The organism is Clostridia bacterium (assembly GCA_034926675.1).
Classification (GTDB): domain Bacteria; phylum Bacillota; class DTU025; order DTU025; family DTU025; genus JAYFQW01.
Map to the genome: position 1 here is coordinate 41,712 of JAYFQW010000004.1, position 19,290 is coordinate 61,001.

The 19,290-nt window shown below is 59.8% G+C and carries 16 protein-coding genes and 1 pseudogene; 1 reads left to right on the forward strand and 16 read right to left on the reverse strand.

The features are described 5' to 3' along the window. Positions 1-31: 31 nt before the first annotated feature. The 13 genes and pseudogenes from VB144_02225 to VB144_02285 all read right to left on the reverse strand — a co-directional run bounded on the left by VB144_02225 (position 32) and on the right by VB144_02285 (position 15,254). Positions 32-1,318 carry a GNAT family N-acetyltransferase gene (locus VB144_02225; protein ID MEA4882473.1) on the reverse strand — a complete coding sequence of 429 codons (1,287 nt, stop codon included), beginning with the start codon at positions 1,316-1,318 and terminating at the stop codon, positions 32-34. A 150-nt stretch (positions 1,319-1,468) separates the two neighbouring features. Then, a complete protein-coding gene (locus VB144_02230) occupies positions 1,469-1,666 on the reverse strand; it encodes a hypothetical protein (protein MEA4882474.1) in 198 nt (65 codons plus the stop codon). 37 nt (positions 1,667-1,703) lie between these two features. Further along, positions 1,704-2,678, reverse strand: coding sequence for a BadF/BadG/BcrA/BcrD ATPase family protein (locus VB144_02235; protein ID MEA4882475.1), 975 nt, complete (start codon positions 2,676-2,678; stop codon positions 1,704-1,706). Between the two features lie 3 nt (positions 2,679-2,681). Further along, entirely contained in the window at positions 2,682-3,521 is an 840-nt protein-coding gene (locus VB144_02240; protein MEA4882476.1) for a sugar phosphate isomerase/epimerase family protein, read from the reverse strand. A 220-nt stretch (positions 3,522-3,741) separates the two neighbouring features. Continuing rightward, positions 3,742-5,901, reverse strand: a complete 2,160-nt coding sequence (locus VB144_02245; GenBank protein ID MEA4882477.1) for a heavy metal translocating P-type ATPase — start codon at positions 5,899-5,901, stop codon at positions 3,742-3,744. A gap of 5 nt (positions 5,902-5,906) precedes the next feature. Then, positions 5,907-6,464, reverse strand: coding sequence for a metalloregulator ArsR/SmtB family transcription factor (locus VB144_02250; protein ID MEA4882478.1), 558 nt, complete (start codon positions 6,462-6,464; stop codon positions 5,907-5,909). A 1,299-nt stretch (positions 6,465-7,763) separates the two neighbouring features. Next, positions 7,764-8,150 (reverse strand): DUF1667 domain-containing protein, encoded by a 387-nt coding sequence (locus tag VB144_02255; protein ID MEA4882479.1) that lies wholly within the window; start codon positions 8,148-8,150, stop codon positions 7,764-7,766. Beyond that, positions 8,147-9,460, reverse strand: a complete 1,314-nt coding sequence (locus VB144_02260; protein ID MEA4882480.1) for an FAD-dependent oxidoreductase — start codon at positions 9,458-9,460, stop codon at positions 8,147-8,149. Before VB144_02260 ends, VB144_02255 begins: the two co-directional genes overlap by 4 nt. Next, positions 9,453-10,997, reverse strand: a complete 1,545-nt coding sequence (locus VB144_02265; GenBank protein MEA4882481.1) for an NAD(P)/FAD-dependent oxidoreductase — start codon at positions 10,995-10,997, stop codon at positions 9,453-9,455. The genes VB144_02260 and VB144_02265 overlap by 8 nt, the downstream gene beginning before the upstream one ends. A gap of 94 nt (positions 10,998-11,091) precedes the next feature. Beyond that, positions 11,092-12,582 (reverse strand): annotated as a pseudogene (glpK, locus tag VB144_02270) (glycerol kinase GlpK). A 275-nt stretch (positions 12,583-12,857) separates the two neighbouring features. Further along, positions 12,858-13,763, reverse strand: a complete 906-nt coding sequence (locus VB144_02275; protein ID MEA4882482.1) for an MBL fold metallo-hydrolase — start codon at positions 13,761-13,763, stop codon at positions 12,858-12,860. A gap of 111 nt (positions 13,764-13,874) precedes the next feature. Further along, the gene (locus VB144_02280) at positions 13,875-14,270 is read right to left on the reverse strand and encodes an FMN-binding protein (protein ID MEA4882483.1); all 396 of its coding nucleotides are present in this window, start codon (positions 14,268-14,270) and stop codon (positions 13,875-13,877) included. Between the two features lie 18 nt (positions 14,271-14,288). Continuing rightward, positions 14,289-15,254 (reverse strand): FAD:protein FMN transferase, encoded by a 966-nt coding sequence (locus VB144_02285; GenBank protein MEA4882484.1) that lies wholly within the window; start codon positions 15,252-15,254, stop codon positions 14,289-14,291. 256 nt (positions 15,255-15,510) lie between these two features. Here VB144_02285 and VB144_02290 point away from each other — a divergent pair, with 256 nt between their 5' ends. Next, complete coding sequence (locus tag VB144_02290; GenBank protein ID MEA4882485.1) at positions 15,511-15,945, forward strand: iron dependent repressor, metal binding and dimerization domain protein; 435 nt, start codon at positions 15,511-15,513, stop codon at positions 15,943-15,945. 42 nt (positions 15,946-15,987) lie between these two features. On the opposite strand, the gene VB144_02295 is transcribed toward VB144_02290, so the two are convergent. Genes VB144_02295 through VB144_02305 form a run of 3 tightly spaced genes read right to left on the reverse strand, consistent with a single transcriptional unit; the run spans position 15,988 to position 18,333 of the window. Then, the gene (locus VB144_02295) at positions 15,988-17,340 is read right to left on the reverse strand and encodes a nucleoside recognition domain-containing protein (GenBank protein MEA4882486.1); all 1,353 of its coding nucleotides are present in this window, start codon (positions 17,338-17,340) and stop codon (positions 15,988-15,990) included. After that, entirely contained in the window at positions 17,337-18,050 is a 714-nt protein-coding gene (locus tag VB144_02300) for a FeoB small GTPase domain-containing protein (GenBank protein ID MEA4882487.1), read from the reverse strand. Before VB144_02300 ends, VB144_02295 begins: the two co-directional genes overlap by 4 nt. Continuing rightward, the gene (locus VB144_02305) at positions 18,028-18,333 is read right to left on the reverse strand and encodes a FeoA family protein (protein MEA4882488.1); all 306 of its coding nucleotides are present in this window, start codon (positions 18,331-18,333) and stop codon (positions 18,028-18,030) included. The genes VB144_02300 and VB144_02305 overlap by 23 nt, the downstream gene beginning before the upstream one ends. Between the last annotated feature and the right edge of the window lie 957 nt (positions 18,334-19,290).

Genomic DNA, 19,290 nt, shown 5'->3' on the forward strand with positions numbered 1-19,290 from the left:
GCAGTGCAACCGGCCCGTGGTTTCCGCATGACTACTGCCCCTTGCCTCCATCCAGCATCATCTCGAGTTCGATCTCGTCCCGAATCGGTATTCCTTCCTCTCCAATCAAGGGTATCTCCGGCTTCAATCGCCGCCCCTCAGTCACGGAATCCCGATGAACCGCAGCTATGCGGAAACCCGCCTTCTGGTAGAACCTAAGGGCGCGGGTGTTGTCATTCGTTGTGATCAGCCACACCCTGGAGGCCTCTGCTTCTCTGGCACGCTCAAGTACCCCGCGGATCAGCTGCTGCCCAATTCCGACCCCGCGTCGCAGGGCATCAAGCGAGACAATTTCGTATTGCCCATCGCGTACCTCATAGGTCAGCAACCCAAGGCGCCTGCCATCAACCGACACTGCAATGAGAGCTGGAAGCCGTGCCGCATCAACTAGCCTTCCACGTGTTACGATCCTCGTGGAACCCCATCTGTCTTTCAGCAGTCTCTCAGCCCACTCCTGTTCATCATCAAGCAACGGGCGCACAATTGTCCAGCTTCTACCCACAACTGACAGAGAGTCGGCGAGTGCTCTCAAGGGATCGGCCGGATCCCATATCTGCAGCATGAACAGTCCACGCCAGTCGGCGTCCCTCAGCACCGCCAGGAGAGCATCCCAGTCCACAATGCCTCTTCCCAGCGCAAGGTGCTCATCCCACTGGCCACCGTTGTCGTGGGCGTGCACCGCGCCAAGCCTCGGCATCCACAGACGTGCACACTCTGCAGCGTCGAACCCCTGGAGGACCGCATTTCCAGCGTTAAGTGCAAGCGATGTTGCTGGAGAGCACGCATCGAGGAGATCGAACGCATCCTCCGGGGAACCAAGTAGGCTGGTGGTCCCCGAGGCGGTGTTCTCAATCGTTAGCCTAATGCCAAGCGCCACGGCCCTCTCGCTGATCACGCGGAGTCCGCTCTTGGCAAGCGCGACTGCCTCAGCGCACGACATGCTCGGATCGGACTTGTGGCCACAGTGAACCGCCACCGTCATCGCATCGACCCGAGCCGCAAGCGTGAGTGTGCTCAAATATGCCTCGACGGAGCGCAGCCTATCGGCTGGATCGTTCGAAGCGATATTGATCCCTTTGGATGGAGGATGTAGAGAGAACATGAGGTCATGCCTGTTTCTGAGCTCGCACAGGCGCCCAACCTCGGCCTGATCAGGCAGAAATGGGTTCAGCTGTGGCGCATCGCACGTAAGCTCGACGACGCGCAGTCCCTGCCTTACCAGGGCCTCAACAGCAGACACAGCATCCAGGTTCCCGTAGAGCCGTGTCGATACTCCCAAGCGCATTCCGCAGTCGTACGCCCTTTCACGGTATCATTACACGGCATGGAATTCATCACTGACTTGAAACCACCTGCGTGTGCCACAAATTGGCACACTACGAGTAAGCAAGAAGTGCGCATATAATCTCCGAAGCAGGAATCTCAATGGCTAACCTATTCCCCTGCTGTGCGCAGATGACGCGCCCGCACTCTCCATCGATGCTGTGGCGTGATGAAGCCCGGCTGCCCGATCATCCCTAACGAGATCGAGGCGAGGATTTACCATGTTCACCTGCGTGTACTCTGAGAGAGTGGACTTGAACAGCTCAAAGAACTCATCTGTCGTTTCCAGAATCCTGTCACTCATAGAAAACAACCAGACAAGCGTCACGGCTGCCCCTTCATTATCCGGACAACAGCTCTCGGCAGGCCGCCTCGTGCTGGAGCCTCTCCAGTGTGCCATGGGCCAATGGGCCGGGCGATGCCGCCATTTCCATAGCCCGGAGAATTGCGCCAAAGGCCGGGGAGAACTTCGGGCGCACGACACTGCACGAGCCATCCACCTCTGCGATGGACTGTGCAAAAGCGGCATGCAGAACAGGATGAGCCCTGGACACGCCGCCTGCGAGTGCCACCGGGCAGCCTTCTCCACGCATCTCAAGGTGAGTGAGCACGTGACCCGCAAGGGATCCAAGTTCCCTTCCTGCCTGCGCAAGTATGCGGATGGCCACCGCGTCGCCCCGGCCCGCGGCCTCCGACACTAGCCTTGCGAGGCCGGCCACTCGGTCGCGGCTTCCAGAGGCGCCCACCAGTTCCCGCTCGGATTCAAGGCTCCACTCATCGAGGATGGCCTTTCCCAGAATGGTCGGCTCTTCCCGCCCCTCGGATGCTCGGGTGGCTGCCTTCAGCGCATTCAGACCTATCTGGTATGCGCTTCCCTCATCACCTAGGAGTGGACCCCACCCGCCCATGGTGGCATTCTCGCCTGCACGGTTGAACCCAGTGGCGAACGACCCCGTTCCTGCCAGCGCCACGACTCCATACCTCTCTCCCATGGCCCCGATGAACGTGCTCAGCTCATCTCCGGCAGCCTCCACAGCAGCCGACTCCACAATGCCATCCAGGGCGGATGTTACAATGGCCTCACCCGCGCCCGGTGCGCTCGCATAGAGCGCATCCACCCGCACCCTCTCAAGGCCCGCCTCAGCGAGAGCAGCCATGGCCGCATGTCGGATGGAACCCCGAGCGACCTCCACCGGCACGAACAGAGCGTTCAGCGGCCCGCCGCACCCTACTCCCAGAACTGATCCATCCGTCCTGGCAAGCGCGAATACTGTCTTGGTGCCGCCCCCGTCGATGGCAGCTATGAGGTGATCCACGAGTTACAGGCCCCCTTTTCGCAGGCAATCACATAGAGCAGCAGGGACACGCTCACCGATGGCTCGGATGGAAGCGGCCAGGGCTTTAGCGGGTTCACTGCACTCACCCACCTCGATCATGAACACTCCGTCCCAATCCGCTGTTCGCAGAAGCGCAAGGAGCGCGCTCCAGTCAATCACACCGGCCCCAACCGCGAGGTGCTCATCGGATTGGCCCCGGTTATCATGTGCGTGAATCTGAACAAGACGAGACATCCACGCCACAGCGCACGCAGCCGGGTCGAATCCTTGAAGAACTGCGTGACCTGTGTCGAGAAGGAGTCCAGTGTCGGGTGGGCACGCTTCGGCCAGAGTCATGAGATCGTCAGGGGTGCGAAGGAACCTCAATTCGCTCCATCCAGTGTTCTCGAGCATGAGACGAACGCCCAGATCATTGGCTGTGTCGCTCACCGCTCTCATGGTCTCGCACGAGAAGGCAAATGCCTGCGCATCACCGACATCCGGAGATGACTTGTGGCCGGAGTGGACGACCATGTCTTTGGCCCCCAGCCTCGCGGCCAGTTGCAGGCTGCCACGGTAGTCGGCCACGGTCTGGCGCCGCAACTGCGGATCGGAAGATGCAGGGTTGTTGTGCGCGCAGGGCGGATGAATGGAGTAGATCAGGCCATGCTTGGATGCAAGGCCCTGAAGCCTGTCGATGGTTGCAGGCAAGATGCTTTCCGGATGGAACCCGTCGAGTTCGCAGAAGAGCTCAATCCTTGTGAATCCATAACCTGCGATTACCTCAGTCGCCGTCACGATGTCAGCTGTCTCGTGGAGGAGTGTCGATACGCCAATGTTCAAATGTGGTTACCCCCGATCTGCACCGCCGCTCCAATAATCGCCATGCGCACATTCGACCAACGACGTCGGAACTCCTGTCTCGATGTGCGGTGAGTCATCTCCGTTTCGCACAGCTCCTCACGCATGCGCATGCCGCGATGTCACACGCTGTGATGCCGCAGGGCTCATGAAGGAAATGGGGTCAACGGGAAAAACGGAGGCAACGGGGAAACTGGGGCGCTCAGCTGACGGCACGCCGAGAGGAAGCAGGCGGTCCGTACGCTCTAGTGGCATTCGCCACTGCGATCAGGGTGACGCCAACGTCCGCGAACACCGCGCTCCACATCGTCGCGATCCCTGCCGCTCCGAGAGCGAGCACCAGAGCCTTCACAGAGAGGGCGAGAGTAATATTCTCAATGACAACCCGCCTGGTCGCATGCGCTACGTCTATCGCGTCTACGATACGGGCAGGGTTATCATCCATTATGACCACATCGGCCGCCTCTATCGCAGCATCGGATCCGAGGCCGCCCATGGCCACACCCACGTCTGCCCGGGTAAGCGCCGGGGCATCGTTGATTCCATCGCCAACGAACACTACCTTGCCCCTGCCGCAACCCTTGCCGAAACCCCTGCCCTTGCCCTTGCCGAAACCTTTGCCTCTACCGAAACCCTTGCCCCCACGCCGGCCACTCTCCCGCTCCGCCATGATTGCCTCCAGAGCTGCAACCTTCTCAGCGGGGAGCAGGTTCGCGCTGTATTCGTCGATCCCCACCTGCCCCGCAACCTCCTCGGCCACCTGCGCAACATCGCCGGTAAGCATGATTACCCTGCTCACCCCGGCATCATGAAGACGCCGGATAGCGTTAGGAGCCGCAGGCTTCACCTCGTCGGCCAAACGAATCCTCCCTGCCAGAATTCCGTCAGCGGCCACATTGACCACGGTTCCATCCGTGATGCACGTATCGTGCTGCACATTCTCCCTATGAAGCAGCCTGTCGTTCCCGGCGAGCACCCGTTCACCCCTGTAGATCGCACGGACTCCGCATCCGCCCACCTCATCGGATTCACTGACCAATGAGCGGTCAACTTCAGCGAGGTTTTCATACTTCTCCCGAATTGAAACCGACACCGGGTGCGTGGAATGGGCGCCTGCATGCGCTGCGATGCGTAGCACCTGTTCCTCGTTGTACCCATTCTCTCCAGTCACCTCCACCACTCTGAAAGACCCACGGGTGAGAGTGCCGGTCTTGTCGAAAATCACGGTATCCACCTGATTCAGAGCCTCGAGGAAGTTCGCTCCTTTGACCAGCACCCCTCGGCGAGAGGCGCCGCCGATGCCGGCGAAGTAGCTGAGTGGTATGGAGATGACCAGCGCGCAGGGGCACGAGATGACCAACAGGACAAGCGCCCGATGAAGCCACATGGAAAAGAGCTGCCCCGGAACGAGCAGCGGAGGAACAAGGGCGACGGTCGCGGCGACGCCTACAACGGCAGGCGTATAGTACCGAGAGAAGGTGGTTATGAATCGCTCCGTCTGAGCCTTTCGGCCCGCTGCCTGTTCCACCAAAGACAAGACCCGCGCCACTGCCGACTCTGCGTAGGGCCTTTCTACTGAAAGCGTGATGACACCACTGGTGTTGACCATGCCCGCGAGGACCTCATCGCCCAGTCCCACGGGACGGGGCATCGACTCGCCGGTCAGCGCCGACGTGTCCACAGACGATTCACCCTCGACGACCCTTCCGTCCAGGGGTGCTCTCTCGCCAGGCCTCACAACGATCCGGTCGCCAGGAGACAAGGATTCCGGCGCTGCCTGCACCACCTGTCCATCCCTGATCACCCTCGCCGAATCAGGACGAATGTCCATTAGCGAGGAGATCGCCCCGCGGGACCGCTCCACCGCAATGTCCTGCAGTATCTCTCCTATGGAGAAGAACACCATAACCCCTACCGCTTCAGGGATCTCGCCGACAGCGATCGCTCCAACCGAGGCCACAGCCATCAGGAAGTTCTCATCGAATAACCGGCCGCGCACGATATTGAGCCCGGCGGAAGCCAAAACCCTCCACCCAGCCAGCACGTACGCCGCGAGCAACAGAACCAGCCAGGCCTTTCCTGCCCCCGGCACAGCGCCGAACCAGGCGCGAACAGCCATTCCCGCCGCAAACATCACCAGAGCCCCGCCTGTTTCGGCAGCGTGAAGCCTCTCGCTGCCAGGATCTCCGTGATCTCCGTGCGCGTGGTCGTGACGATGGCCTCGACCGAGGCTATGGTCGTGATCGTTACAGTGGTCGCAGGCGTGGACGGGGCCGGAATCGTTCCCGGGTTTGCCAGCGTGATTCGGCTCGTTCCCGTGCCTTCCGACCGCACCGCACTTGTTGCTAGCTTTCATCCCCATCGCCGCTACCGCTCCTCATCATAATGCTCCTGGGCAAGGTTGATCAGGCCGACTATGTGGTGATCCGCGAGCGCGTAGAAGACATGCTTTCCCTGTGGACGGGTTTTCACGAGGCGCAGGGCCCTCAGAAGCCTGAGATGATGAGAGACAGCAGGCATAGTGATCCCCAGTGCTTCTGCAAGTTCGCACGTGCAAAGCTCCTCTACCGAAAGCATGTGGACTATCCGGCATCTGGTTTCGTCGCCAAGCACACGGAATATCTCAGATACCCCGGCCACAACAGGTACTCCAGCCACGCGGGACCCCCCGGGCGCCCCGGTAAACCCAGCCAGCGCAGCCACCCCGGCAACGCCGGCCACCTCAGTAAACCCAGAGGGTTCCGGAGTTCCCAGGGTGTCTTGAGTCTCCGTGAATCCATGGGCATCCGCAACAGCAGGGACAGCAGGAATGTCCGGGGCACGCCGGACAGCCGGGATAGCCCGGGCCCCAGTGCCGCAATCGAGGCAGGTTCGGCGACTCAGGTGAACGGGAGGCGACCCCGCTGCTGCTTTACGTTTCTCCATATCCACGCCCCCTCGCAGATCAGATAGACGATTAAGCAATCATCTAATCGTTACCCATACGATATTCCACGTTCTCGCGAAAGTCAACTCCACAGACCTGTGGGGTTGTAGGGTTGAGGTCGACTCCATCCACAATATGGGAAGTCCGCGCCGTGACGCTAGGACTCACGTTTCGCACGTGACATATGGCAAGCAGGCATCTCGGAGATGACCAGCTAGGCTCATTTTCCGCAGTAGGAATCTACTCCCTCGCCAGACCGCTCGTCTGGCGCCGCCCAAAATGCCGCGACTGAAGCATCTACGTGCGGAACGTGAGTCATGGAGCGACCTGTACGGAGATCTCCGAAAAACTCGGTGTTTCTCAGAGACCTGTACGGAATTCGTACTGCCAACACCGGATACCAGTACGGATTCCGTACAGCGCTGAAGGCAAGACCGGCGAACGATCCTCAAAAGCTGCTCCAAACTCCCGAAATATGACATATATGCACGCATTGCGGGCATATATTACCATTATCTAGGTGTTTTGGGCCCTCGCAGACCCATCTTTCATCGAATGAGTCCTGGGGCCGTACGCATTCCGTACTGGTTGCACGGCAAACCTGTACGAATTCCGTACTACGCGCACGGGATTGACTGTGAGAATCATGAGATGACTTCGGATGCTCAGGACTCAGGGCGCCGGATCGACAGTTTTGCTGAAAATCGGACGCATGGGCAGGAACTTCGAATTGGAACGGACCGTCAGCAGATGATGCTCGCAAGAGGCCCAGCAGCACGCGCAGCATCACATCACAGCAGCACAACGCAGCAGCACAACGCAGAGTCGCAGAGCAACACGCAATAGAACACTCTTCTAGGCCGATGCACCTCCGCGCCCGCGCTCCACCACAGCTCGGACGAGTGGGACGGCCTCGTCGCAGGAATCAGCTCTGCCGAATGCTGTTTTCCCTGCATGCCTGCTACAACTGCTACGCTTGTCCATGCTCGCGCGGCGGGCTTCCACGCACAGCGGTGCTGATGAGCCCGTGGCGCCAGGACATCTGGCAACGGACGGAGTTGGAAGCCCAGAGGCTGGGCACTTGGGCCATCGGTATGCCGATGATCCGGGCGCTATGGCGCTTCCGATGGCGCGGGCTAACCCTGGGAAACTGCGGACTAGCCCCTGGTAACCGCGGGCTAACCCTGGGCTACCGCGGGCTAACCCCGGCAGTCCCGCCGACCCGCCAGTCCCGCCCGACCCGCCGACCCGCCCGACCCGCCCGACCCGCCAGCCCTGTCTGACCCTGATAGCCCCAGCTAGCTCTGGCCCGCCTCAGCCCTGGGCATGCTCCTGCTTGCGATGATGCTGACCCCTGTTCCTGCAACACTCTCCACGATCACCTGGTGAATCGCAACTGGCGCATCGACCCGTGTACTGGCTATCTGCCGAAGTGCCTCCATGATCTTCTCCTTCGGGATCGGGGACGAGGTTCTCACGGGCACGAGTGGGAGGAAACCGCCCCTCACCCTCACAGTCGATGTTACTGTCCTCTTAGGGGCGCAGAGCTCGTCAAGGGCGTACTGTGCACCTCGCTTGCAGCTATTGCCCTCAACCGACGTCACCTGGCCGCCCTCAAGCTTCACCCGGAGCCTGCACCCGACAGGGCACACAATGCAGGTAAGCTCGCGTTCTTCCTCTATCATGCCTTCTCGCCCCCGTCTCTGTGCCTCGGAGTGATTCTGACGAGCAGCTCAGGTTGGCCGTTCCCTGTTCCGTCTACTACCTTTCCCCGATTCACCTTGCCGAGGGGTATGGTCAGAGCGACCATCTCAGCAGGCCTTACCACTCTCTCATACTTGCTGTGCACAACTCGTTCCCCAATGACCGCTTCTACGTTCACGTTCTCAGCAGGCCGCGCGACTCGCATGAACAAGCGGATATCCCGTTTCTCCAGACTCTCCACATGCAACACCTGCGGAACCACGTACCTAACTCCATCTCCCGCCCGGGTCCGCACTGTGGGCCCAGTCGGCTGCTGTCCGTTTACCAGCCGACCTGCGCCCTCGCCTGCCACCCACGCCTCGCGAGTCACATTGTCCACCAGGTCGTGCACCTGCACCACATTTCCACAGGCAAACACGCCTGGAATAGATGTCTCCATTTCGTCAGTGACAACCGGGCCCTGAGTGATCGGATCTATCACTGCCCCTGCTGCCCTGGTAAGCTCGTTCTCTGGAATGAGCCCGATGGAAAGAAGCAGGGTGTCGCAGGGGATTTTCCACTCAGTGCCCGGTATTGGCCGGAGCTTCTCATCCACCTTCGCCACAGTCACGGCAGTCACACGCTCATCGCCGTGCACATCCACTACAGTGTGGCCGAGGTATAGAGGTATGCCCTGATCATCCAGGCATTGCACTATGTTCCGGGTGAGCCCTGATGGAAAAGGCAATATCTCAAGAACGGCTTCCACCTTCGCGCCTTCCCAGGTGAGCCGGCGGGCCATTATCAGCCCTACATCTCCGGATCCGAGTATCACTACCCTTTTCCCGGGCATGTACCCTTCCATGTTCACAAACCGCTGGGCAGCGCCTGCAGTGAACACACCCGCCGGACGCGAGCCGGGAATGGTGATCGCACCTCGATTCCTCTCCCTGCACCCCATGGCCAGGACGACGGCTTTTGCGGATATCTCCATCATGCCTTGGGCACGATTCACCGCATATATCCGCCGGTCTGGTGCGAGTTCCAGGACCATTGTATCGAGGAGGACCTCAACTCCGGCCTCTCTGGCCTCGTCGATGTAGTGTTCTGCGTACTCAGGCCCCGTGAGCTCTTGGGATAGGGTCTGGAGCCCGAATCCGTTGTGGATGCACTGCTGAAGGATGCCCCCGAGTTCGCGATCACGATCCATCAGGATCACCCGGCCCGAACAGGACTTCTTCGCACTTGCTGCGGCCCCAAGGCCTGCGGGGCCCCCGCCGATCACTGCTGCATCGCACTCGACTCTATGCATTGCCGAGCGCCCCCTCTCCGCCATCTGCCTCCACATCCTGCTCCACATCTTGCTCCACATCCTGCTCTACATCAGGCAGCGGCTGTTTGGTGCGCCCATCGAGTATCCTCGACAACCCGCCCTTTTTCGTAACCTCCTCCATGGGAATGCCCAGCTCCCTGCTTATTATGGCTGTGACACGAGGCCCGCAGAATCCGCCCTGGCATCTTCCAGCGCCCGCCCGAGTTCTTCGTTTTATGCCATCCAAGGTCGTGCACGGAACTGGCCTGTGGATCGCTTCCACGATTTCCGCCTCGGTTACACTCTCGCACCGGCAGATGATATGTCCCCACAGCGGGTTCTTCTCCATAAGCTCCGCTTGGACCTCACGAGGCATCTCAGCGAACTGGAGGGGTCGCTTTCTTATGGGGTTGAAATCGGGCCTCTCCACCAAATCCAGACCCGCATCGGAAAGCAGGTCACGGATCGCGACAGCGATAGCAGGCGCAGCAGTGAGCCCTGGCGACTGGATTCCGGCGGCGTTGATGAAGTTGGGCACTCCTGGCGCGGGGCCAATCACAAAGTCGCCGGCTGGTTTCGCGACTGCACGTAGGCCTGTGAAATTCGTTATCGATTCCCGCGTCGGAAGACTGGGCATGAGCTTCAACGCGCCGGATAGCACCTCCGCAAGGCCGGCCGCCGTCGTGGCGCGGTCATGTTTGTCATCTACCTGCTGGGAGTTGGGGCCGGCGAGCATGTTCCCATCCACAGTGGGCGCCACCACGATTCCCTTGGAGAACGGAGTCGGAACCGGGAACAGCGGCCTTCTCACATACCCGCCAACCCTCTTGTCGTACAGATAGTACTCGCCTTTCCGCGGCGATATGGTGTAGTCTGTCTGACCCACCATGTGGGACATTTCATCAGCATCGATTCCTGCGGCGTTGACCACGAAACGAGTGTGAACCAAGCAGTTCGGGCATTTCACAACCGAAGCGCGCCCATTCTCCACATCTATTCCAATTACCGGAGAGCTGAGCAGCACTCTCACACCGTTCACTGCGGCGTTCTCAGCGCACGCGATGGCAAGCTCCCACGGGTTCGTGATTCCCGCCGACGGCGCCCACAGAGCTCCAACTGCTGCAGGCGATATGTTGGGCTCCAGGTCAACGACTTTCCCATGTGGGATGATCTCAAGGCCGGGCACACCATTCCTGATTCCCCTGTCTCTCAGAAAACGGAGCCCTTCCACCTGGTCCTTCTCCAGGGCCACAACCAGTGAACCAGTGTTCCTGTACGCGACCCCAAGCTCCGCAGTTATCCTTGGATACATCGCGCATCCCATCACGTTCAGCTTAGCCTTCCAGCTGCCTGGATCAGCATCGTATCCAGCATGCACCAGCGCAGTGTTGGCCTTTGTTGTTCCGCAAGCCACGTCTGCCTGTCGTTCCAGCAAGACCACGTTGAGCTGGAATCGAGATAGCTCACGGGCTATCGCGGATCCCACGACCCCTGCCCCGATGACTACAACATCTGCCGACATCATCTCTAGCTGCACTGAAGCCTTACCCCCTTGTTCCGCCCGGCCCGCGATCACCCTCGCCCTCCGCCTTGCCATGATTCAGAGCGTCACCTCGCTCACATGTTCCTCTGTCCTGCTCCCATCCGCGGGATCTGTCCACCGCACGCATCCAACCTGAGTAGAGCCTCTCCCTCTCATCCGGCGTCATTCCAGGGCGAAACTCCCGCTCCTGACGCCATCTCGCCGCGACATCATCCCTGCTGCTCCACATTCCAACGCCCAGGCCTGCCAGATACGCCGCCCCCAAGGCTGTGGTCTCTATGGTCTCCGGTCGCCTGACCGGCACTCCAAGGATATCTGACTGGAATTGCATGAGGAAGTTGTTGCGCACGGCTCCTCCGTCGACTTTCAGGTAGGCCAGGCCAATTCCGGAGTCCCTCGCCATCGCCTCGAGCACGTCCCTGGTCTGATAGCAGATTGCTTCGAGCGCCGCCCGGACCATGTGTTCACGGCCTGTGCCCCGGGTGATTCCCACTATAGTGCCCCGAGCGTACGGATCCCAGTGAGGTGCCCCGAGCCCTACGAAAGCAGGTACGATGTACACCCCGCCGGTATCCGGCGCCTGCATGGCCATCTCCTCTGACTCTGCCGCAGATTCGATGATCCTGAGGCCATCCCTGAGCCACTGCACCACGGCGCCGGCTATGAAAACGCTGCCTTCCAGAGCGTACTCCACCTTTCCGTCGATTCCCCATGCGATTGTGGTGAGAAGGTTGTTGCTTGATTCCACGGCGCTCGCGCCGGTATTCATCAGCATGAAGCACCCGGTTCCGTATGTGTTTTTCGCGGCGCCGGGCGCGAAACACGCCTGCCCGAAAAGGGCGGCCTGCTGGTCTCCGGCAACTCCGGTGATCGGCGCCTCCGAGCCAAGCATCTGTGGAGCGCAGTGGCCAAATCGGCCGCTCGAAGGCCTCACCTCCGGCAGCATCGAGCGGGGTATATCAAGCAGCCTCAAGATCTCCTCGTCCCATTCGAGCGTATGGATGTTGAACAGCATCGTGCGGGATGCGTTCGAGTAGTCGGTGGCATGCACCCTGCCGCCTGTAAGGTTCCAGATCAGCCATGTATCAATGGTGCCGAAAAGCAAGTCCCCTCGGTCTGCCATGGCCCTGGCGCCTGCGACGTTGTCAAGAATCCACTTGACCTTGGTGCCCGAGAAATAGGCGTCAACCACCAGGCCAGTCTTGGATCTGATTGCACTCGCTTCACCAGCGGCAATCAGGTCATCACAGCACGGGGCTGTTCGCCTGCACTGCCAGACGATCGCATTTGCAATGGGGCGGCCAGTGGTCCGATCCCACACCACAGTGGTCTCTCTCTGATTGGCGATGCCCACTGCTGCGAGATCACACGCAGAGACGCCAGAGCGGGAAAGCGCCTCCCTGGCCGCTTCCAGCTGACTCTCCCATATCTCAGCCGGGTCGTGCTCAACCCAACCCGGTCTCGGATAGATCTGCCTGAACTCACGGCTCGACATCCCGATGTTCCTGCCGTTTTCATCGAACAGGATGGCCCTGGAACTCGTCGTGCCTTGATCAAATGCCAAGACGTATCTCCCCATGTGTTCAACCTCCATAGCTGCCACACAGGCAGCCTGCGTGATTCCACAAATAGAAAAGCCCTCCCAGGGGCCGGCCAATGGCTCCGCCCGTGGTAGGACTATCTCCAACTCTCCGTCCTAGTTATGCAGTTCGATGAGATGCCTTAGTAGTCACTGCCCCATGCCATTGGAGAGATGCCAGCACGGACATTCCCCTCTGCCGCTATTGTAGCACAACACGCAGTGAAACGTCCGCGGTTTGAGCGCACCTTGTGTAGAGCGCATCTCGCCGTACGTTATCCGACCCGTTCCCAGAGAAGCCTTCCGCCATCTATCATCGTCCGGACCGCGCCCTTTCCGAACAGATGGCTCAGGCAGGCGAGGACCCCTGCGTGGTACAGGTAGTAGACCCCGGGGTTCGGAATCCGAGCGTTCCCGCCTGCCGCCCTGCACAGCCTGTCCACAATCTCCTGTGAACCAGCAGGGCCTTCCACAAGGGCGGCAAGCACGCTCTCTATGGTTGCCTCTGCGATTCCCAGGTTCTTATCCGCCAGGTCCGTCCCACCGGGCACCCCGTGGCCTGGCACAACTATATCGAACGCGAGTTCCTTGAGCCTAGCATGGGATGCCATCAGTGCAGTCATGTTAGTGTTGTAGGGCACAATGAACTTGCCCAACACCTCGGGCGCGAACACTGCATCGCCGGCAAACAGCACGGCGCCAGCGGCGATCCCAACCGATCCGGGGCTGTGACCTGGCAACGAGTAGACTGCGAACTCGACGCCGCCCACCGACATCGGCCCATCCACAAATCTGCCTGCAACAGGCGCCGGCTGGGCCATGAGAAACTTGCCCTGCATCTCAGTCCATGGCGCCGCCCCCGAAAGGAGCATGCACGTCTCAAGCGTGGTGTGTTCCACGAAAGCGGACTCCACCGCTGACACATACACCGGTGCGCCCGTCTCCTTCACGATCGCGGCGCATCCCCCAATGTGATCTGCATGGGAATGCGTCAGCAGAATCCCAACAAGCTCGTGCCCAGATTCGCGAACAGCGCGCGCGAGCGCCTTCCCTCGATCCCGGTCACCGCCCGCATCCACCAGAAGTGCAGACCCATCGGACACTATCACTCCGCTGTTCGGATTCCCAGGCACGTAGAATACGCCATCTCCAAGAGGAACTAGCTCAGCCGAACGGCTCAAACCGATCACGCTCCCTGTTCAAGTGGACTCACCTACCCGATCAAGGCCTGCGTCCCAGCCTGCCCGAGGGATCTGCCTGCGCATGCCCTCGCATGCCCTCGCATGCCCATGTCACTTCGCTTCCGTCAGCGCGTTCTCCACTGCTTTGAGATATGCCTTAGTCGTGATGGTTGCACCACTGACAGTGTCCACCTGAAGCGATTGGGCTTCCATGATTGACCTCACTACATCCTCGGCGAATTTGGGCGTAGCGAATCGGATACCCCGAAGGATACGGATGTCGGTTACCCTTCCTGATGACACGGTGACCTTGACCTCATTCGACCATCGGCCCGCCTGATGGCGCCCTGTGTATACCCCGTCCTTGAGTTTGGAGAAGTCCAAGACGCCGATGGGAAGGTTCCTGCCGGCTTCGAGCCCCGACTTAAGGAATATGGCGCCTCCCAAACGCAGGGCAACTAGTACAATGGCAACTCCCAACACCACCTTGAGCACTACCTTGATCACCTTATCCTCTCCCTCCGATCATTGGATAGTATCCACGCGCACGCCCTCGGCGGCGAGAAAGCGATCCTTGAGTCCCTTGGTAACGCAAACTGACGACCCGGCATCAATGAAAATCGCCTCGGCGCCGTCAAACCCCCTGATAAGCTCGAGCCCTCTTCTCAGCCCGGCTACGAACAGCATGGTCGACAGCGCGTCAGCTATCATGGAGCTGTCCGCAACCACCGTGACGCCTACCAGCCCAGCCTTTGCCGGGTATCCGGTAGACGGATCGAGGATATGATGCCATCTGTTTCCGCAGCCGTCTATGAAGTATCGCTGATAGTCGCCGGATGTCACCACTGCCTTGTCTTCCACAGATACAAGTCCGATCAGTCCGTTATCCTGCCTGGGGTGCTGTATGCCGATGCGCCACGGCGAACCGTCAGGTTTGGTCCCCAATGCCACCACATTGCCTCCTAAGTTTACGAAAGCTGACGAAACGCCGTGACCCCTGAACACCTCGGCTAACCTATCGCCCGCATAGCCCTTGCCTATGCCGCCGAGGTCGATGGACTGCCCAGGCCTGCGAAGCCCGGCGGTTCTTTCCTCGGGATCAAGCGCCAGATCGGTGTAGTTCACCAGAGAGAGAACCCGCCTTATTCTTGAGTCCTCTGGCGGACCTGATGCACCCGCACCGATGCCCCACAGGTCGACAAGGGGCCCAATAGTGACGTCAAACAGACCATGGCAGACCCCTGAAAACTCGGCAGCACGCGATAGCACTTCGAATGTCTCAGGGCTGAGTTCTTCGCATGACCTTCCTGCAGACCTGTTTATCGCGCTTATCTCGCTTCCGGGAACAAAGCGGCTGAACATGCTCTCTAGCCGCGCAGCCTCGCGCTCGACGGCCTTAAGAGATTCCTCCGCATGTTTGCCGAAGGCTCTGTGCGTAATCACCGTGCCCATCCCAAAGCTAGTGGATTCCACCGCGAAGGACCTAGCCAATGGCAACGCCTGCTTCCCATCTGCCCCATGCTTCTGCGTTCTATTCGGGATTTCTGGGTCAACACCTTTCGGCGGGTGATCAGGGCCTATCACAGTCCCTATGGGCGCCAAGGCGCGCCGTCTGGCATGTGAGAACAGAAAGGAGGAAGGACAGCAGCCCTCGAGCCCCACATGTGATTCCCGGCTGCGACCCGCGCCTTACCCCAGAGCGCGAATCAGCATAGACTACCCATGGACTCTGCAAGGAGGCGCCTCAATGCTCACACCAAGCCTGGAAGATTATCTGGAGGAATCATACAGGCACCTCGAAGCGCATGGCATCGTGCGGCCCAAGGATCTAGCCACCAGGCTGCACGTATCCATGCCGTCTGTCACCAAGGCGCTCCAGAAGCTGAGTGAACAGGGTTTTGTGGTGTATCGATCACGCAAGGACGTGACGCTAACCGGGAAAGGCATAGACGTAGGACGCTACCTGGTGAGCCGAAACCGGGTTCTCCAGGATTTCCTGAGGGTTATCGGAAGCACTCTGAACATAGAGTCCGAGGTGGAGGCGATGGAGCACTACCTGAGCCCTGAGACAATCGATAGGATCGCGTTTCTCACCCAGTTCCTTATGCAGCCAGGCCAGGCGCAGGAATTTCGGCGATTGTGGGAAACCGCGCGCCAAACCGAAATGTGCACCCGGCCGTGAAGCCTGACGCGGCGCCGGCGTTCGCGCCGCCCGCCGGCCGCTTCACCGCACCATTCCCGCCCAACGTGCAGCCAACGTCAGTGCAGAACAGGCCCCGACTGCCACCGAGAGCGGGATGATGACAGATAAGAGAGTCCACTTCAGGCTCCTTGTCTCCCGAGCGATGGTCAGTATCGTCGTACTACAGGGGAAATGCAGAACAGAGAAGAGCATGGTATTGAGCGCGGTGAACCAGGTCCATCCGTTCGCCGTCAAGGTCCCTGCAAGGAATGCGGAATCGCCCACATCCACGAGGCTTCCCCGGGAAAGGTATCCCATGGCCAGTATGGGCAGGACAATCTCATTCGCTGGCAGGCCCAGAATGAAGGCAGTGAGGATCAGGCCGTCCAATCCCATTGCTGTGGCCACTGGGGTCAGAAACCGGGCCGTGTGACCAATGACACTGCACCCGTGGATACTGACATTGCCCAGGATCCACACGACTACCCCTGCTGGAGCCGCAACTACCACCGCTCTCCTGAGAACGAGCATGGTCCGGTCGCGCAGAGACCTCACAAGGATATTGGATACCTGAGGTCTTCTGTATGATGGCAGCTCCAGGATGAAAGATGACGGCACTCCGCACAGCAACGTTTTCGATAGGACCCATGACACCGCGAAAGTGGCCATTATGCCCAGCAGCACCATAGCCACGACCACAAGCGATGAGACAGCCGGGCACAATCCAGGACGCGCCAACCCAATGGCCATGAATGAGGCCAGGGTTATCAATGTGGGGAAGCGTCCGTTGCACACTGCGAAGGTGTTGGTGATGATGGCGATCAGCCTCTCCCGCGGTGAATCGATGATTCGGCATGCCATTACCCCTGCTGCGTTGCATCCCAGGCCCATCGCCATGGTCAGGGCCTGCTTGCCGTGGGCGCCGCTCTTCCGAAAGAACCAGTCGAGGTTGAAACTGACTCGCGCAAGGTACCCCAGATCCTCAAGGAGAGTGAAGCAAGGGAAGAAGATGGCCATCGGCGGAAGCATGACAGCTACCACCCAGGCGAGAGTCCTGTAGCCCCCTAGCACCAGAGCGCCGTGAATCCATGCCGGGGCGCCTAGCCACTGGAACAGCTCAGTGAGCCGAGCCTCGACCCAGAAGAGCGCAGCCGCCAGAACCTGGGACGGGTAGTTGGCCCCTGCCACAGTGATCCACAACACCGCTCCCAGCAGGACGATCATTATGGGGAACCCGAAAATCTTCGACGTGAGGACGTTGTCCAGCCTGCTATCTATGTCCGGCCCCACCGTCGCGGTCTTGCGAACACACTCCACTGCGACCGACTGCGCTCTCTGGTATATGTCTGACACCAGTTTGTCCTGGATGGTGAGGGCGTCCGACGGTTCTTTCATCCTGTCAATCCCCCTTGGGCAGCACCGTCCATGGTGGCGGCGCCGGAGCCCAGCCATTGAATGGCGCGCCACCGCGGATTTGCCATATTCGGGCCCTGCCATTGGCTCGTGAATACCCTCTCCAGCTCACCCAGGGCATCTTCAACCTCGCGCCGATACACAACGGTGCGAGGGACAGGGATCACCCGGCCTTCCGCCACGTCTGTCACGGTCTTCTTCAGTTCGCTAAGCCCCTGCCCGAGCCTGGCGGCGGTGAGCACCACAGGCGCCCCGAGCTCCCTGGCCAGCGCCTCTCCATCCACAGAAATGCCTTTTCGGTTGGCCTCGTCCACGAGGTTCACGCACACCACTACTTTCGCGGTGATCTCCATCACCTGCAGCACCAGATTCAGGTTTCGTTCCAGGCAGGCAGCGTCGGCCACAATCACTGTAGCACTGGGATTGCCAGTGCACAGGAAGTCCCGCGCAATCCTCTCCTCCTCGGAGTTCGCAAGAAGTGAGTAGGTTCCAGGCAGGTCCACAACTGTGAACAATAGCCCCTCAAACGTGAACGAACCGCGGGCTGCATCCACCGTTTTCCCTGGCCAGTTCCCAGTGTGCTGCCTAAGGCCGGTGAGCGCGTTGAAGACCGTGCTCTTTCCAGTGTTCGGATTCCCAGCCAGCGCGATGAGCCTGCTCGGCCGGGCGCTACTGCATACCGTCCTGCACACATTGGGCTCGCGTCTGTCGAGCCACCTCTCTTTCACATCGAACAACCGCCTCCACCTCCCGGATATCGCCGACAGTTATGCACGCTGCATCCTCTCCTCTCAGAGCGATCACCGCGCCCCTGATCAGAAAGGCGATGGGATCCCCCAACGGGCTGCGCCTCACCGCCGTGACCTCGGTTCCGGGAACAAGACCCAGGTCCAAGAGCCTCCGCCTGATGAGGCCTGTTGCAGATAGTGCGATGACCGACCCTTTAGTTCCTGCACGCAGATCCTTGAGGATGATGGCGTTCTGCAAAGCAACTACCCTCCCACAAGAATTCAAATGGGATCACTTAGCCGCGGCTAATTCCTATCATGATGACAGGTTATGAGCCAGACGCGGTTCTGTGCAGCATCCATTTGGCACTTTGGCATATAGCCGTTTGACACTCCGCATTCCCGCGCATCATTTCGCAGAATCTCACGGTCCGCATGTAGATGCTTCCAGCTTGGCATTTGGGGATGAGCCCCTCAGCCAATTCGGCGAAGGATCGGTGTATATGTTGGCGTCAAAGCCTGCAAGCCGAAGGAGTTGTGGCGCGTCAAGATCGTGGCGCGAATCCATCCCATGTTCAGCACCATCGAGCGTTCAATCGCTCGGTTCTCGCTGCAGCCCTGAGCTCGTTAGGCACTCTCTCTGCACCTGGGGCACTGCCTTGGCATCGCGGAAGGCAACGTCTCGCACGCCGTTTACAGCCGCTGATGCGGCTCCGTGGTTCTCAAGATTCCGGTCCCGCAGGCTGTCAATGTCGGCCAAACCAGCATTGTCGCGCGCTCAATGCCACTCAATTGGACATTGACCACGGGGTCAGTGTCCAATTGGTCGACATTGACGGTCCGACTTCCGCGGTCGAGGTTCGCGCAGATTCCATGACGCGCGCGGGCGATTTCCGAAAACACGTCTAGCTGCAAGTCAGCCGCGCCACATTATGCCATCATCCCGCCCTCTCGCGCGCAGTGTCGCCAATCTCGCCGGAACGCGCGTTTGGAGAGTCTCAATGCTGGTTTCCTCGACATGATCGACGTTTCACGGTCGATTTCATCGACATTGACCTCCATCCTCCGGGGTTCAAGGGGTTGAAGCGATCTCATGTCAATGCCGGAATCGCCGGCATAGCTTCCATATACGATTTTGTGGTCGCCCGAACAGATGAACAGACCTTCGCTTGCATTCCAGAGGGCACGTTTGTCCGAGCTTACG

Bases quoted from the DNA above. Each gene is read 5' to 3' on its own strand.
- VB144_02230 (MEA4882474.1), bottom strand. From the start codon at position 1,666: ATGAGTGACAGGATTCTGGAAACGACAGATGAGTTCTTTGAGCTGTTC.
- VB144_02245 (MEA4882477.1), bottom strand. From the start codon at position 5,901: ATGGGGATGAAAGCTAGCAACAAGTGCGGTGCGGTCGGAAGGCACGGG.
- VB144_02250 (MEA4882478.1), bottom strand. From the start codon at position 6,464: ATGGAGAAACGTAAAGCAGCAGCGGGGTCGCCTCCCGTTCACCTGAGT.
- VB144_02255 (MEA4882479.1), bottom strand. From the start codon at position 8,150: ATGATAGAGGAAGAACGCGAGCTTACCTGCATTGTGTGCCCTGTCGGG.
- VB144_02260 (MEA4882480.1), bottom strand. From the start codon at position 9,460: ATGCATAGAGTCGAGTGCGATGCAGCAGTGATCGGCGGGGGCCCCGCA.
- VB144_02290 (MEA4882485.1), top strand. From the start codon at position 15,511: ATGCTCACACCAAGCCTGGAAGATTATCTGGAGGAATCATACAGGCAC.
- VB144_02295 (MEA4882486.1), bottom strand. From the start codon at position 17,340: ATGAAAGAACCGTCGGACGCCCTCACCATCCAGGACAAACTGGTGTCA.